The organism is Nitrososphaerota archaeon (assembly GCA_011605775.1).
Classification (GTDB): domain Archaea; phylum Thermoproteota; class Nitrososphaeria; order Nitrososphaerales; family JAAOZN01; genus JAAOZN01.
In genome coordinates, this window is sequence record JAAOZN010000065.1 from 1 (window position 1) to 14,993 (window position 14,993).

Annotated in this window: 18 protein-coding genes and 1 other RNA gene; 9 read left to right on the forward strand and 10 right to left on the reverse strand. The window is 48.4% G+C overall.

From position 1 onward, the window contains the following. Both HA494_05860 and HA494_05865 read left to right on the forward strand, forming a co-directional pair. The coding region (locus HA494_05860; GenBank protein ID NHV97296.1) for a glycosyltransferase family 4 protein at positions 1-251 on the forward strand (251 nt) is incomplete at its 5' end. Between the two features lie 54 nt (positions 252-305). Beyond that, positions 306-1,121, forward strand: a complete 816-nt coding sequence (locus HA494_05865) for a DNA methylase (protein NHV97297.1) — start codon at positions 306-308, stop codon at positions 1,119-1,121. Here HA494_05865 and HA494_05870 read toward each other — a convergent pair whose 3' ends face one another. The 6 genes from HA494_05870 to rnpB all read right to left on the reverse strand — a co-directional run bounded on the left by HA494_05870 (position 1,122) and on the right by rnpB (position 6,728). Next, positions 1,122-2,435, reverse strand: coding sequence for a hypothetical protein (locus HA494_05870; protein ID NHV97298.1), 1,314 nt, complete (start codon positions 2,433-2,435; stop codon positions 1,122-1,124). It abuts the gene before it with no gap. A 35-nt stretch (positions 2,436-2,470) separates the two neighbouring features. After that, positions 2,471-3,565 (reverse strand): hypothetical protein, encoded by a 1,095-nt coding sequence (locus tag HA494_05875; protein ID NHV97299.1) that lies wholly within the window; start codon positions 3,563-3,565, stop codon positions 2,471-2,473. Positions 3,566-3,613: 48 nt separating this feature from the next. Beyond that, positions 3,614-4,027, reverse strand: coding sequence for a hypothetical protein (locus HA494_05880; protein ID NHV97300.1), 414 nt, complete (start codon positions 4,025-4,027; stop codon positions 3,614-3,616). After that, a complete protein-coding gene (locus tag HA494_05885) occupies positions 4,008-4,256 on the reverse strand; it encodes a hypothetical protein (protein ID NHV97301.1) in 249 nt (82 codons plus the stop codon). Before HA494_05885 ends, HA494_05880 begins: the two co-directional genes overlap by 20 nt. A 3-nt stretch (positions 4,257-4,259) precedes the next feature. Further along, positions 4,260-6,326 (reverse strand): DNA topoisomerase I, encoded by a 2,067-nt coding sequence (gene topA / locus HA494_05890; GenBank protein ID NHV97302.1) that lies wholly within the window; start codon positions 6,324-6,326, stop codon positions 4,260-4,262. A 118-nt stretch (positions 6,327-6,444) separates the two neighbouring features. After that, positions 6,445-6,728: RNase P RNA component (gene rnpB / locus HA494_05895), an RNA gene on the reverse strand. 66 nt (positions 6,729-6,794) lie between these two features. Here rnpB and HA494_05900 point away from each other — a divergent pair. Together HA494_05900 and HA494_05905 are read left to right on the forward strand one after the other, a co-directional pair. Beyond that, positions 6,795-7,433: a hypothetical protein gene (locus HA494_05900; GenBank protein ID NHV97303.1), complete on the forward strand. Its 639-nt coding sequence runs from the start codon at positions 6,795-6,797 to the stop codon at positions 7,431-7,433. A 53-nt stretch (positions 7,434-7,486) separates the two neighbouring features. Then, positions 7,487-7,900, forward strand: a complete 414-nt coding sequence (locus HA494_05905; GenBank protein ID NHV97304.1) for a Tfx family DNA-binding protein — start codon at positions 7,487-7,489, stop codon at positions 7,898-7,900. 7 nt (positions 7,901-7,907) lie between these two features. On the opposite strand, the gene trxB is transcribed toward HA494_05905, so the two are convergent. Further along, positions 7,908-8,843, reverse strand: a complete 936-nt coding sequence (trxB, locus tag HA494_05910) for a thioredoxin-disulfide reductase (protein NHV97305.1) — start codon at positions 8,841-8,843, stop codon at positions 7,908-7,910. Positions 8,844-9,051: 208 nt separating this feature from the next. Between trxB and HA494_05915 the strand changes: the two genes are divergently transcribed. After that, a complete protein-coding gene (locus tag HA494_05915) occupies positions 9,052-9,675 on the forward strand; it encodes an MBL fold metallo-hydrolase (protein NHV97306.1) in 624 nt (207 codons plus the stop codon). Here the strand turns inward: HA494_05915 and HA494_05920 are convergent. Next, the gene (locus HA494_05920) at positions 9,672-11,045 is read right to left on the reverse strand and encodes a PFL family protein (protein ID NHV97307.1); all 1,374 of its coding nucleotides are present in this window, start codon (positions 11,043-11,045) and stop codon (positions 9,672-9,674) included. The two genes, HA494_05915 and HA494_05920, sit on opposite strands and share 4 nt — an antisense overlap. A gap of 2 nt (positions 11,046-11,047) precedes the next feature. Continuing rightward, on the reverse strand, positions 11,048-11,326 hold the full coding sequence (locus HA494_05925) for an ACT domain-containing protein (GenBank protein ID NHV97308.1): 279 nt from the start codon (positions 11,324-11,326) through the stop codon (positions 11,048-11,050). A gap of 102 nt (positions 11,327-11,428) precedes the next feature. Between HA494_05925 and HA494_05930 the strand changes: the two genes are divergently transcribed. Together HA494_05930 and HA494_05935 are read left to right on the forward strand one after the other, a co-directional pair. Then, complete coding sequence (locus HA494_05930) at positions 11,429-11,803, forward strand: hypothetical protein (protein NHV97309.1); 375 nt, start codon at positions 11,429-11,431, stop codon at positions 11,801-11,803. Positions 11,804-11,827: 24 nt separating this feature from the next. After that, a complete protein-coding gene (locus HA494_05935; GenBank protein NHV97310.1) occupies positions 11,828-13,102 on the forward strand; it encodes a M20 family metallopeptidase in 1,275 nt (424 codons plus the stop codon). A gap of 64 nt (positions 13,103-13,166) precedes the next feature. Here the strand turns inward: HA494_05935 and HA494_05940 are convergent, their stop codons facing one another. Further along, the gene (locus HA494_05940) at positions 13,167-13,679 is read right to left on the reverse strand and encodes an acylphosphatase (protein ID NHV97311.1); all 513 of its coding nucleotides are present in this window, start codon (positions 13,677-13,679) and stop codon (positions 13,167-13,169) included. Positions 13,680-14,207: 528 nt separating this feature from the next. On the opposite strand from HA494_05940, the gene HA494_05945 reads away from it, so the two are divergent. After that, positions 14,208-14,444, forward strand: a complete 237-nt coding sequence (locus HA494_05945; GenBank protein NHV97312.1) for an AbrB/MazE/SpoVT family DNA-binding domain-containing protein — start codon at positions 14,208-14,210, stop codon at positions 14,442-14,444. Next, positions 14,423-14,845 (forward strand): type II toxin-antitoxin system VapC family toxin, encoded by a 423-nt coding sequence (locus HA494_05950; protein NHV97313.1) that lies wholly within the window; start codon positions 14,423-14,425, stop codon positions 14,843-14,845. The genes HA494_05945 and HA494_05950 overlap by 22 nt, the downstream gene beginning before the upstream one ends. The last annotated feature ends 148 nt before the right edge of the window (positions 14,846-14,993 follow it).

Genomic DNA, 14,993 nt, shown 5'->3' on the forward strand with positions numbered 1-14,993 from the left:
CCGGGTGCCCTGTGGTAGCGTCAGACACAGGCGGGCTATCAGAAATCGTAGAGCACGAGAAGACGGGGGTAAAGGTCTACCCAAATAACCCAGATTCGCTTGCTTGGGGCATCTTAAGGGTGTTGGAGTCGAAGGATCTTGCGGAGCGGCTGAAGAAGAATATGCGGGAGAAGGTTGAGCGGGAGTATAGGTGGAGCACCATAGCACAAGCCACAAAAGCCGTCTACCAAGAAGCCCTCAGCCTACAGTAAAGAGAGTAATGTTTATGCTCTATTTGTGGGTTAGAGGTTTTAGTGAGGTATCTCGTGAAGCAAAGTGAAGCAAATCATCAACCCCCTTCCCTAGACCTGCGAAATTGGCTAACTTTCGTGAAGCGGTGGGATATAATTGTAGATAGCCTCTGGATCATCCCTGAACGAGATAGTAGCGGCGCTATGGGTGTTCTTCACCACGGCGAGTTTATACCCCAGATACCTAGGCAAGCCATCTTAAGATTCACCAGATCCTACGATCTAGTCGTAGACCCATTTGTTGGCTACGGCACGACGCTCGTAGAATGCCAGAGGCTGGGGAGGAATGGTATAGGTGTTGAGTTAGAGCCCCAGATAGCTGAGGTGGCTAAGAGGAGGCTCTGTGAAGAGCTCAACCCCTACGGGGTGAGGGTTGAGGTGGTAGAAGGGGATAGCAGAGAAATCGATTTCCAACATCTACTCGCTGAAAGAGGGTTTAGCGAAGCGTCTCTAGTTATAGCGCACCCACCCTACCACGACATCATCAAATACGGTAAAGACCCAAGAAACCTAGCAAACGCACCAACATTAGAAGATTTCCTCCACTCATACGGTAAGATCCTCGATAATGTGCTGACCGTCTTAGCCAAAGGCGGATATTACGTGCTCGTCATAGGAGACAAATATGCGGAAGGCGAGTGGGTCCCACTTGGATTCTACACATTGAGTGAGACGCTTAAAAGAGGTTTGAAGCTCAAAGCCATATGCATCAAAAACTTCGAAGAAACCTTAGCCAAGCGAAAACAGATACATCTCTGGAAGTATAGGGTGCTGAAGTCAGGCACTTTCTTCTTCAAACACGAGTACATCATCTTCTTCCAAAAATTTTGATCAGATGTAATCCTTTATGCTTGTTTGGCTGAGTGCTCCTCTAAGGATGGTGCTGTGCTGAATCCAGCTTTGGAGAGGTACTTTCAACAAGCCTTTGGCGAATCTTAAGGCTTCCTCTAATGTGTCGAAGATCCGCGGCTTAGTCTTGAGCGCTGCTCTGATACTCTCCCTAACATTCCAGACACCAACTGGGAGTATGTAGTCTGGGTATATTTCGCGGAGCGCTAGGACTGTTGCTTGGCGCCTCATTCTGCTGAGCGCTTCGGTTGCTGCTAGCCTCGTTGAGTAGTAGCAGCCGCCTATCGAAGGATAATCTTTCCGCCCCCAGTAAGACTCGTAGTCACCCATGATGGCTGGTTTAGGTGAAGCGCCCTCTGGGTTCCAAGGTGTACCTGGAAACCAGGCTTCTATCCACTCGAAGCTCCAAGGTTTAGGTATAAGAATCACTATGTAGAGGTTGCCGATGTTCTTGAGGTAGAAGACCATATACTTATCTACAGTTGGGTGATTCTTCACCTCTTTGACGAGCACTTCGGAGATGATGCTGTCTACTGCTGTTATACTCCACCTTGTTGGAACGAGCCTCCTCCTCTTCCCCTCACCGAACATACCTAGGCTAAAGGCACGCTGTATTCTTGTGACCAGCACCCCCTTCTTATAGAGTTCTGCAACAGCTTCAGCAGCCTTCAGATCCCTATCATAGTACGCTTTCTCTATCCGCCTATCTACGCTGCTATCTGAAGCTTTAAATGAACGTAGGGGTGCTGAGGGTCCGAAGGGTTGCGCGATATCCGATAATATAAGCATCTTCAGAGGCTTCTTTTCGAAGACCGCCTCCGCATCCACCGCTTTCACACTCATCGCAAGCTCCTGTAGCGTAGCCAGCAGCCTATGCCCGGTTGAGGCTGCCTTAACTTCGAGCCTACTCTTCCCCCTAACCAAGCTGTACCTGAAGCTTACGATCTCCTCTATCCCCTTACCCAACCACCACTCAGGCGTATCTAAGAGAACTGTGTCGCCGTAGAAGTTGGGGAGGAGGGGGCCAACGTACACCTTGGGGTAGCCTATGCGCCCGACGAAGGCCGCTGGTGGTGTGGAGCCCGCTATCTGCTCACGGTCTAAACCTCCTTTAACCCTCACAAGCGCTTCAGCCTTCACCACTATGGGGCATCTGGCTTTTCCGCAGAGCATTCTAGCCCCTCTGCACGCCAGGCATAGGGTGGGGTAGAGCCTACCTGAAACCCTAACACCCTCTCCTAGAGCCTCCACTACATCACGAGGCAGAATATCTCCTAGCCCCCCACTCCCCACCATCACATAACCATAGAGCATTAGAAGTTGATTAATCTTTAAACCGTGAGCATAGGAGTTGGAGTGGGTAATTCAGCGATAGCTTTGGCTGCCTTGCTCCGCTTGTTCTTGGAGAGCTTCATCATCAGATCGTAGGCTGATTTGAACTCTTGAAGCGGCTTCGCCTCAACAACCCTATCCTTAATCATTCCGTTAACTATCTCCTCAGCCAACTCACTTCTGACCAAAACTGCAGACCAGCCGTCTAACCCCACCCCACCAGCTGAGACATCAGCGTCTTCAGCCGTAAAATCGTCGCAGAATTCGCACGCTCTTCTCACGTAGCCCTTTATATCCTTGAGCGCTATCTCACGCTGCTGCCCATCCTTTAAGTAGATAAAGAACTTACCCTTGATGTTTGTTTTTGCGATCTGATCTAAAGGTATCTTCATCTCACCCTCTATCTTCTGCTTCATTAACCCAAAGTAGTCAAAGCTTTCGCTGCAGAAGAGCCCTATCGAGAGCTTAATCCGCTCGAATGGCTTGATGTTGTTAAGCTGCGCCTTCTTAAGAGATTGAATCTGACAAGGTACGCCAACAAACGCAACCTTACCCGCAGAATAGGGTGCTGCATGAGGTAATTCACTTAGTAATGATATTATGTTTGGTGAATATGTGTATCTGGTTCCAGCTGCTGAAAGTATCTCTTCAGCGCTTCTAGCTAAGCGTGGCTCTGCGAGCTGAGGTTGTTTACCTACCCCAGAAAGCAGGGCAGCATCTATTACACCGTTTTCATAAGCCCATAGAAGTAGGGTTGTTACGAAGCCCCCGTCTTGGCACACTCTACGCACATCCTCTCTAGTGGTCCTTATGGCGTAGGCGGCTCTAAGATCACCGACACCTTCTTTTGGTGCTTTGCTAATAAACCCCATCTTCTCAAGTATTATGTCTGCTCTTGAGCAGGATAGCAAGCAGATCCCGCAATCCACGCACCTCCCGCTCTCTCTTAAAGGCTTGTCAACGTATTCTAAACAGTCTCTGCTGTTAACTCTGCACGCTACTGTACAAGTGCCGCATCTTGAACATAGATCTGTTTCAATAACTTTGTCTAGGATGTCGGTATACTTTAAACCACTTAACCAGCGTAGGCTCAATTCTCTACACCTCCTTTATTTGCTTAACCCAGATTTAAGCTCTTCATCCTACCCATATCTTTTGTAGCCGAAAAGATAGAGTTCGATGACTAAAGCTAGGAGCAGCCCCACCACGCCGACAAACAGGTAGAAGTTGCTAACACGTTTACTTGATGTAAATCTGCTGCCTCGGTAGATGAAGTAGACGCCTGCAACACCGAGTATTAGGGTGAATATGTATATGACGGTGTCACCTATACTTTGCGCGGTAGAGGAGCGGAAGATCATCGATTGTGGCGCTTTGAATCTTAACCCTTCAAGCACAGCATTTACGCCTCCGCCCAAGAGAATGAGTAGCGCGAGCAGATAAAGCCCCTCTATAACTCTTTCAACAGAGACTTTGAGGGATCTTCTGACGAATCGGCTCTTCTCTAACCTTCTGCTTATCTTTGCTGCGAAGCTGTCAAGAGCTTTCTTCAGCAATCTTCTCCCCCTCTTTTAGGCGTTTAAGCTCCATCTTAGCAACATCTTTAACCCATTCCCCGCACTCAGGCAGCTCAAGCAGCCTCTCTAAATACCTTCCTTCATCCATCTCACCATATGCTCTACACCAGCGTCTATACCCCTCGACGAGGCTTCGGTATGCTTCAGCGTGGTAGAAGCAGAGCCCCTCTTTAGATCTGCTCTCCCTCCAGCAGAGCACACACTTCAAACTCTACTTCACCCTCCCACTCTTCGTCGGGCAGCTAGGATTCACACACATCCTCCACGGATATCTACCCAACGTTATGGCTACCATAGGCCAGCCGCACACCCTACAGACCCTATTTAGGCTTCTTACTTTACCTTTTTGAGGTAGGGGTGCTGAGGCTCTGCAGCCTCCCTCATAGTTTGTGCAGCCTACAAACCGCTTACCCGTCTTCTTTGAGCGTAAAACCTTAAGCTGCCCATTTCTACAGAGGGGGCACTCCCCTATTATGTCCTCTGCAGCTAAGCTCGCTTTCGCCGCCTCTTTAACCCTTAAAGCAAGTTCTTCCTCAGCCGCTTTAAGCCCCTCTAGGGCTGATAGGAGGTGTGATGCCGCCTTCTCTACAACATCAGCGCCACTCACCTCACCTTTCTCTATGTCCTCCAGAGCTCTTTCTATCTCTCTCGTCATCTCTGTCGAGATTATGTTTGGGCTATGTTCTTTCATGGCTTCGATTATGGAGAAGGCTAAGTCGGTTGCTTTGATGCTGCTGCCCACAATATACCCTCTTTGGTAGAGTGTGTCAATGATCTCAGCCCTAGTGGTCTTCGTGCCGACCCCCTCCCTCTCCATCTTAGCGAGCAAGCTGCTCTGGTTGTAGCGAGGCGGGGGCTGCTCAAACCTCTCAGCAACTTCTATAGAAATGACTCTAAGCCTATCACCCTCCCCCAAATTGGGGAGCGGATTATCCTCAACACTGGTATACGCTCTATAGTATTTTATCCACCCCTCCTCTATAGTCCTTCGACCGCTCACTTTGAAGAGATGAGAGCCTATCTCGATATCAGCTGTGACCCTCTCACGTACAGCGTAATCGCCGAAGACCGCGAGAAACCTTCTCACAACCAAATCATACAGCTCGCTCTGCCTCTCATCCAACCCCTGAGGGAGTTCACCTGTAGGGTAGATGGCTGGATGCGCAGGGTCCTCCTCTTTGCCTTCAAAGGGTTTAAGAGGCTTGGTAAGGAGCTCGCTTACATCAGATCTATACTGCTCCAACTTCTGTAGGTTGCTAAGTATCTTACGGTAGCCTATGGATGGTGGGAGCTTCTGGCTTGAAGTGCGAGGGTATGAGATTAGAGCCTTCAGATAGAGGCTCTCAGCCAATCTTAGGGTTAGTGAGGGGGAGAAGCCGAAGACCCTGTAGGCTTCGTGCTGTAGGTCGCCGAGGTTGAATGGTGTAGGTGGGTGCTGGTGTATAATCTGCTTATGAACCTCTTTGACAACCCCCTCCTTCCCTCTGCAACCAGCCTCAACAGCTCGAGCCTCAGCCAGCCTCTCGATCTTCTCCACAACATAAGAAGCTCTGAAGGCGAAGCCGTCCTTCTCCAGCACCGCGCCAACACTCCAACACGGTGTAGGGACAAACCACCTAATCTCACACTCCCTATCCACGATATACGCTAACGTAGGACCTTGGACCCTACCTACGCTGAGCGTCCGGTAACCGCCTTTGGAGGAGTAGGCTTCTGTGAGCGCTCGTGTTAGGTTCACACCCCATATAAAATCCACTATATGCCTAGTCCTACCAGCCTCAGCCAGCCTATTCACAGGGTTGGGGAAGGTTTTTGCAAAAGCTTCCCTCAGCTCCTCTACAGTCAGAGTTGAGAACTTCGCTCTTAGGGCTGAGGTCTCTTTTCCACCGCACGCATACTTCAAAATATTATACCCTATCGTTTCCCCCTCTATGTCGTAGTCGCAGGCGTTTATGAAGCCAGAAGCACCCTTCGCCAACTCCCCTATAGCCTTGATCAACCTACCAACATGCCTCTTACTTCTATCAACCGTATGCAGAGGGTACCAACCAACATCCAAAATAGGGTAACCACTCTTCTTCACATCAACATCCCAGACCGTATAGAGGTGCCCAGATGCTGCACACACAACAAACCTACCTCTATCACCATCAACCCTATACACAACCACACCATCATCAACCCGCTCAGCCCTCACCTCACCACCCAAAGCAGAAGCTACACGCCTCGCAGCATCCGGCTTCTCGCAGACAACAAGCAGATAACCCGAATCAGCCATCAACCACACCCAACAAACACACCCAAATAAACACACACCTCTGCCCTAACATGGCGCCGAATTACTGGTAGAAGAAACCCATCAAGGCTACCTAGAATATTGGTGAAATAAGAGGGGTGCGTGCTGGCCGTAACCCTCCTTCTGTTTTAGGCAGGATTCCGCTAAGCGGCCTACCCGGGTTTCGTGCAGCGCTCATCAACCCTGTTTGGCCTTGCTCCCCGCGGGTCAACCGTTTCACTCTGAAGCTGGGAACCTCAGAGTCGCCTCATCACCGTTCCCCCAGCCCAGATGCCGTTTCTGTGTTGTTGCCATCGGTCTCCCGATGCGCCTCGCGGCGCCGCGGTGCTGCACGGAGGGAGGAGTTTCCTCAGGGTGTTGCCCCTCACCTGCCCACCAGCTCGCACCCAAGCATGTTAGGTTAGAGGTGTTGGTAAAACCTTTTCTGCTCTGCTTATGTAGTCTGCTTGGATGGTTAAGATAGTAGTTGATAGCAGGGAGCCAGATGTCATCGCAGTTCTTCTGCTGCAGCTAGGTGTGGAGGTGGAGAGGAGAGCTGTGACGCCTGGAGACTATATACTTTCATCTGAGTGTGCTGTTGAGAGGAAGACGACTCAAGACTTCTTTAACTCGCTTTTCAGCGGTAGGCTGTTTGAGCAGGTGGAGCGCCTTAGAGAAGCCTACACAAAACCACTTATGATAATAGAGGGTGATGTAGGTGAGGAGCTTGCGAATAGGCTGAACCCAAGAGCCTTCTGGGGTGCTCTCCTCAAGCTGCAAATGGACTACAACTTACCTACAATAAACACATACAACACGCTTCAAACAGTAGACCTACTAGCAACACTAGCAAAACGCTTACAGCAGCAGTCCGCAGAACCCATAAAGCTGAGGCATAAGCCAAAGATCTTGACTGAGAGGGAACGCCAGATCTATGCTGTCTGCGGCCTGCCTGGCATCGGAGAGGGTTTAGCCGTTAGGCTTCTCTCCCACTTCGGCTCGGTTAGAAGAGTGTTCATCGCCTCCAAAACCGAGCTTATGAAGGTTGAGGGTATAGGTGAGTTGAAAGCTGAGCGGATAACCAAGCTCTTGGATGCACCTTTCACATAAACCACGCAGAGAGGGAATATCTTAAAAACATCCTAAACTCTGCACATAATTGAATGGCTGCGAAAAAGGTTGGGCTTCTTACAGAAAGACAGATCGAAGTGCTAAAGCTGAGAGCTCAAGGTTTGACGCAAGAGGAGGTCGCTAAGAGGCTAAACACAACAAGAGAAAATGTGAGCATACTTGAGAAGAGGGCTTATCAGAACATAAAGTTGGCCAGAGAAACCTTAGCAGCCCTGAAGAGCTTTGGCGTAGCGGTTTCTGTGGTGATAAAGCCGGGCACACACCTTGTGGATGTTCCACGCATCATATTGAATAAAGCAGATGAAGCTAACATAAAGGTTAAAGCAAACTTCACCAGAATCTATGATGAAATAAGGTTTAGGGCAGGCGACAAAGTTAAGAGGACTAGAGTGATTCGCCCGATCACTGTAAAGATCTTACCTAACGGAGACTTTACAGTAGAATAAATGAACATTATCTTAGCCCCAAGTACCTCTCAACATCTAGCGCAGCCATACAACCAAATCCAGCAGCAGTTATCGCCTGCCTATATCTATGATCATGCACATCTCCAGCTGCAAAGACCCCACTAACACTCGTCATACTACCTTCCTTGAGCACTATGTATCCTTTTTCATCTAACTCTATCTGCCCCTTAAAGACTTCAGTATTCGGCTCGTGTCCTATGGCTATAAACAACCCTTGGACATTTAGCGTCTCTTTTTCGCCACTCCTGACATCACTCACCACCACACCCTCAACACTTTTTTCGCCTAAAATATCTTTGACCACACTATTCCACTTGAATGATATCTTTGGGTTGGCGAAGGCGCGCTGCTGCATAGCTAAGCTAGCCCTCAACTTATCTCGCCTATGAATTACAGTAACCTTGCTAGCGAATTTGGTTAAAAAGAGCGCATCTTCTAGAGCAGAATCACCCCCACCTACTACCGCTACATCCTTTCCCTTAAAGAATGCTCCATCACAAGTTGCGCAGACCGAAACACCCCTACCCATAAGCCTACGCTCAGCCTCTAAACCAAGTAGCCTAGCAGATGCACCAGTAGCAATTATAACGGCTTCGGTCTCAACCAAGCCGCTCTCAGTAAAGATCTTAAACGGCTGACCCTTAAAATCCACCTTCACAACCCTATCATAGAGCAACTCAGCACCAAAGCGCTCAGCCTGCCTCTTAAACAGATCCATCAACTCAGGACCCAGGATGCCCTCCGGGAAACCAGGAAAGTTCTCCACTAGAGAAGTCAGCATAAGCTGCCCCCCAACCAAATCTCCAGTTATAACTAGTGGGTTTAGCCCGTCTCTAGCGAGATAGATAGCTGCTGTTAAACCAGCCGGCCCAGCACCTAAGATTACTACCTTCCTTACATTAGACAAATAGTTTCCCTCCATCCTCCCTATCCCGACGAGTCCTCCTCAGCCTCTCTTCTTAAGGTTTCTGAAACGTTTAACAATCAGGAACAAAAATAACCACTGTAAACGAGACACAACTACCTAATGCTTGCAATCCTAAAGGGTGGTTATAGCAACATTCATCTAGCCACCTGGAAATAATATAAACTTAATATTGATAGGTTTGTTAGGGCTGTAGGAAAGCGAGTTGCGCATAGAGCGGTTTGTGGTCCCTCCCCTTGATAACAACGCCTACCTTCTTTTTGATGAAAGAACATGTGAGGCAGCTGTCATAGATCCAGCTTTAGGTTCTGATGTGCTGTTAAGTAAGGCGCAAGAGCTGGGTGCGCATATAATCTATATCTTGAACACGCACGGCCACCCAGACCACATCTGCGACGATAGGAAAATGAAAGAAGCTACTGGGGCAAAGCTCTGCATCCACGAGTTAGACGCTTATCGCCTACTCTACAACCCCTTCTCCAAAGACCCAATCCCACCTACACCAGACATACTACTTAAGGGGGGCGAAACCCTTCAGATAGGTTCGCTGAAGGTTGAAGTGATACACACACCTGGGCATACTGAAGGGGGATGCTGCTTCTACCTCGCAGAAGAAGGCATAATATTTACAGGCGATACACTCTTCGCAGGCAACATCGGAAGAGTGGATCTACAGGGCTCAGACCCTGCTGCGATGCTTAGAAGCCTTAAGCTGCTCTTCACATTACCGAAGAATGTGAAAGTTTACCCAGGCCACGGCTACACAACAACCATCGAAGATGAGGACTGGATGATCGAATCCAACTACATCGAAAACCTACTGAGCTAACCTCTGAAGCTGTGAATAGGTGCTGGTATCTGCCCCCCTCGCTTAACGAATCTATCTGGCTTAAATCTGCTTACTTCCATAACTACGGTGCTGCCGAGTAAGCCTCCAAACTCAACAAACTCGCCAGCCTTAGCATTGGGGACAGGGATTATCCTAACGCCACCAGGCTTATCATTAGCCACACAGATAGCCGCTTCATCCAATATTATGCCAGCCAATGATTCGGCTGACGTGTCGCCGGGTACAGCGATCATATCTAAACCAGCTGAACAAACAGAGGTCATCGCTTCAAGCTTCTCTAGACTAAGCGCACCAGCTTTAACCGCATCAACCATACCTGCATCCTCACTAACAGGGATAAAAGCACCGCTCAGCCCTCCTACGAAGGTCGTAGCCATGCTCCCACCCTTCTTTACAGCATCGGTAAGAAGCATTAGTGCTGCCGTTGTGCCCGGTGCGCCGCAGCGCTCCAGACCCATGGCTTCGAGTATGTTGGCTATGCTCTCGCCTTGCTTAGGCGTTGGTGCTAAAGAGAGGTCTACTGTGCTGAACTGAACGCCCATCAGCTTCGCCACCTCTCTACCTAATAGCTCGCCCACCCTAGTAACCTTGAACGCAGCCCTCTTTACGAGATCAGCGAGCTGCCTAAGATCTAGATCCTGATTCTTCTCCACAATAGCTTTTATGACAGCTGGTCCACTGATGCCTACATTAACCGATACTTCTGGCTCGCCTAAACCGTGGTAGGCTCCTGGCATAAAGGGATTGTCTTCTGGTGCGTTTGCGAATGTAACCAGCTTGGCGCATCCGACACCCCTACGCTCAGCCGTTAACTCTGATGTCTTCTTTATCACCTCACCCATCTTCAGCGCCGCATCCACGTTTATCCCTGTTCGCGTGGATGCTATGTTGACGCAGCTGCAGACTCTGCTTGTGCTGCTTAAAACAATCGGTATGCTCTCTATAAGCGCTAGATCACCTTTGGTAAACCCTTTATGCACTAGGGCTGAGTACCCCCCTATGTAGTCGATGTCCCCCTCTTCAGCAGCATTGTCTAAGACTGTAGCCAGCTCTAAACCTACTTTAGCTGCACCCTTTTCCTCAGCGAATGGCTCTAGTAGGATGGCTACTGGTGTTACTGCGATCCTCTTATTCACGATTTCAACACCATACTTTGCCTCGACTTCTTTGACAGCCTTGTTCAATCTTAGGGCTGTTTCAACCACCTTTGTGTAGACGCATCTCTTTACTCTGTTTAGATCTTTATCTAAGCAGCCTAGTAGATTTATACCTGCTGTGATCGTTCTGATGTTGAGGTGCTGTAGTGAAAGCATCTCATATGTTTCAACGATCTCTTCAGGCGTATACATCTTCACACCCTATGCATGTAGCGAAATATGTTCTCGTGTTGAACCGTAACTTGCACCCCTATCTTCGCAGCCTCAGCCCCAAGCAGCTCCTTCAGCTTCTCCAAACTGACTCTGCTGTTACTAATATCGACCAGCATTATCATCACAAATAGATCTCTTATCTTACTTGACGTAAGATCAAGGATATTCACATTATTCTCAGCAAGAACCCTAGATATTCCAGCCACAATACCAACTCTATCAGCGCCGAGAACAGTCACAACCACTCGCTCATCTGGCATATCCGATGCAGCCTACTCTCTAACCAACCCCCTCCATAGAAGATATGTCTTTTGGCAAGTGGCACATACATATATAGCAGAATCAACCCAATTCTGTTTAGTTTGGTCAAGATAACCTATGAACCTTATAGTGAGGTGGTGATCAAAGAATACACCTACTACCCCAAGCCAGAAGCGTTAGCAGCAACGCTAGCCCACTGCATACAGATCGGTCAGCCTGCGGTTATACTGTGGTGTGAGGGTGTAGCCTTCATACCTATGGCGCTGCCCCCAGACACAGAAACGGTGGCGAAAGAGTATCTAGCCGGTAGAATAATATGGTCCTCTGTACTCTTCACCCTCATGCCAAACTACCAGCAGACGATAAAGGCTGGTGTTATCGAGGTTCCAATAGTAGATATAACGCCGAACGAAACTTTGAAGCAGGTGGCGCTCTGGTTAAAAGAGCGGGTAAATAAACAAGCCTCCGAAAAGTGAAGATTCTGATGCGGTGATCATAATATGAGTGGGTTGAGTGCTGCGGAAGAGAAGCTGATTAAGGAGGTTGATGGGTTAGAGGGTCTGTTAGTGGAGATGGTGAAGGAGTTTATCGCCATCCCCACGGTCAACCCGCCTGGGTTAAACTATGTTGAGATGGTTGAAAGGATAGGTTGGTGGTGTAGGAGGTTTGGTTTGGGGGTTGAGGTTATCGATGTGCCTATTGATGTTGTGGCAGCCCGCTCGCCTGATAGTCAAAACCACCCTAGGAAGATTCTCTTAGCCTACTTGGGTGATAGAGAGGGGAAGCCTCACATACATTTCAACGGGCACTATGATGTTGTGCCAGCGACTGGAGAGTGGAGGATAACAGAGCCGTTTAACCCGCTGGTAAAGGATGGTAGGATCTATGGTAGAGGGGCGAGCGACATGAAGGGTCCTTTAGCATCTATGTTAATTGCTTTTAAGGCTCTTGCTGAGCATAGAGGCGAGTTGGTTGGTGTGGTGTCTTTTTCAGCCGTGCCCGATGAGGAGATCGGGGGAGGGGCGGGTGCAAGATTTCTTGTTGAGCAGAAGGGTAGGTTCGCTGATCTATGCATAATCGCAGAACCAAGCGGGTTGAGCAGCATTTGGGATTCACATAAAGGTCAAGCTTGGCTTGAGGTTACAGTAAGAGGCAAGTCAGCCCACGCTTCAACACCTTGGCTGGGTGTTAACGCTTTCGAAAGGGCCTGCAGGTTGGTTGTCTGCTTATCAGAGAGTTATGTTAAGCAGCTGCCAACCAAGAGGTTCGCTAAACTCGTACCATATGACGACGCTATACCCGTGGTCACTTTAGGTGGTGTGGTGAAGGGAGGTGGGAAGGTGAATATCGTACCAGATGCTCTTACATTCACCGTAGATAGGCGTACTGTCCCTGGTGAGACATTTGAAGAAGCTAAAAGCGAGTTTCTTGACGCGCTGTATAGATGTGCGGACAGCCTCGGTATTCCAAGGGAGGATCTGGAGGTTAGAACGATCTTAGCTGGTGAGCCGTGTGTGATGCGTGATGAAGGTCTTAAAAGAGGGTTTGCTGAAGCTGTGGAGGATGCCTTAGGCTTGAAGCCAGTATTTAAGATATGTCAAGGGGGTTTGGATATGAGGTATTTTGTTGCCGCTAATATACCAACGTTAACATATAGTGGGGGTGATTCGTCTAAAGCGCATACAGCGGACGAGTGTGCTGAGATATCGGATTTATTGGGCGCGGCGAAGGTTTACGCGTTATACGCTTACCGGAAACTAAGCAGATCTAAGTAGATTCGGCTTCTTTGGGGCTTAGCCCTATCTTCTGCTTTATCAGCGCTATCTCTCTTTCGAGCTTCTAGAATCTCCTATCCATGTATTGCTTAAGGTCTTCCCTCAAAGCCCTAATTTCACCTCTAGTCTCTCTGATCTCCTCCCTAAGCTCATTTCTTGTCGCTATAATCTCGTTTCTCGTCGCCCTTATTTCGGCTAATGTTTCATCCTGCTTCTTCAGCATCGTCTTTATATCTCCCTTCATCTCTTTGATGTCGTCTCTCATCTCGACACCAACGGTAGCTATCTTCACCAGCTGCTCTAGGCTGAGCTGCTCCCTGTATTCTTTCACATCCATTACTTCGCCATCGTAGCCTTCGACTATTACCTCGCTCACATCTGCTGAAGGCGGCTTCTCAGATTTAACGGTTTGAATAAATTTATTGACAGTATTTTCGTTTCCCTCGATCAAAACGATTAGGTCTTCGCCTACGTTAGATGCTTCAAACCCTTTAAGAGTATGTGCTCTGCTTAGTAGGAGGAGTCTGTAGCCAACATCCTGAACTCTTCTGCCTTTGATTGTGATCTTAGCCTTCACAGCCTCTTTGGTTATGGTTTGGGTTGTTCTTTAAGGTTGTGGTTTGTTTGATATGTTTTTTGAGGATGTGGGGGATTGATTTAGTTCAGCTCCAGTTGTAGTGGTCGGTTTGTAAGGTTGTTTGTGCTTTGTGAAGAGAGCATGGAGAGAACATATGGAAGTGGGCGGAGGGAGAAGGGTTAGAGGCTAAAAAAAGCGTCTGTTTGCTAACAAACAAGCTACACGCCACACGATGTATCTTAAGTTTTGCAATTTGTGGAGGTTGTCGCATAATTAGAAGGCTATATGTGTTATTTGTTTAGCTGTGGTTTAATAGGTTGGGCTCAATACTATGCTTTTGTTTGGTTGATTGGGTTAAAGGGGGTTTCGTCATTCTCGGCGTAGTTTGAGAAGTGAGTCAGGCTTCACCGAAGAATAGATGGTCAAAAGAATTCAACAACACGATTGTGAAAGACAATTTAGGCAAAAAACCCTCGATTTGTGGGAATATTTAAATAAGTGGGAAGTACGATATAAGTGGGATTAATGATGAAAGTCGATGCTAAGGGTAGGGTGATCATCCCTAAGGGTCTTAGAGAGAAGGTTAAGGTGAAGGAGGGTGGTTATGTTAAGATGAGGGCTGAAGGAGGGGCGATCATCATCGAACCTGTCGATTCGATCGCCGATAGATACTACGGCGCCTTCAAGGTGGAGAAGTGGCCTGATGATCTAGATGGCTTCGTATTAGAGGTTTTGAGGAGGTGGTGGGCGTCGAAAGCTACTTAGACGTCAACATATTCGTTTACTGGCTTGGTAAACACCCGACCTTTGGCGAAGTAGCCCGCCGTTGGATAAAGAGGGTTGAGGAAGACCCGAAGAGAAGATACGCAAACTTTGCCTTAACGGTCTACCAAACGCTGGTGATAATCGCGGGTTTAACGGGAAGGAACTTAAAAGAGGAGAAGCTGGTTGATGAAATAATTCACTCGATAACAGACTTGGCGGGGCTGAGCATAATCCCCTTAACTCAAAAAGACATGGTTCAGGCGGTGGGTCTTATGAAGGAGTATGGGTTGGATTACGAAGACGCTCTACACCTGGCGGCTGCTTTGAAAAGTGGGGCTAAAGAAATAATATCGAATGATCAGGATTTTGACAGAACGCCCTTAAAGAGGAGTTTCACGTAACAGGCTTTGGCAGCGTCGTGCCGCGGAATTTTTGGGCTTTTTTCTTAACACCTCCTTTTGGTTGATTAGGTTAGCCCTATCTTCTGCTTTATCAGCGCTATATCTTTTTCGAGTTTCTCGAACCTCCTATCCATATATTGCTTAAGGT

Excerpts from the sequence above, each read along its gene's own strand:
- HA494_05905 (NHV97304.1), top strand. The coding sequence starts at position 7,487 with ATGGCTGCGAAAAAGGTTGGGCTTCTTACAGAAAGACAGATCGAAGTG.
- HA494_05920 (NHV97307.1), bottom strand. The coding sequence starts at position 11,045 with ATGTATACGCCTGAAGAGATCGTTGAAACATATGAGATGCTTTCACTA.
- topA (NHV97302.1), bottom strand. The coding sequence starts at position 6,326 with ATGGCTGATTCGGGTTATCTGCTTGTTGTCTGCGAGAAGCCGGATGCT.
- HA494_05945 (NHV97312.1), top strand. The coding sequence starts at position 14,208 with ATGAAAGTCGATGCTAAGGGTAGGGTGATCATCCCTAAGGGTCTTAGA.
- HA494_05925 (NHV97308.1), bottom strand. The coding sequence starts at position 11,326 with ATGCCAGATGAGCGAGTGGTTGTGACTGTTCTCGGCGCTGATAGAGTT.
- HA494_05900 (NHV97303.1), top strand. The coding sequence starts at position 6,795 with ATGGTTAAGATAGTAGTTGATAGCAGGGAGCCAGATGTCATCGCAGTT.
- trxB (NHV97305.1), bottom strand. The coding sequence starts at position 8,843 with ATGGAGGGAAACTATTTGTCTAATGTAAGGAAGGTAGTAATCTTAGGT.
- HA494_05870 (NHV97298.1), bottom strand. The coding sequence starts at position 2,435 with ATGGTGGGGAGTGGGGGGCTAGGAGATATTCTGCCTCGTGATGTAGTG.
- HA494_05935 (NHV97310.1), top strand. The coding sequence starts at position 11,828 with ATGAGTGGGTTGAGTGCTGCGGAAGAGAAGCTGATTAAGGAGGTTGAT.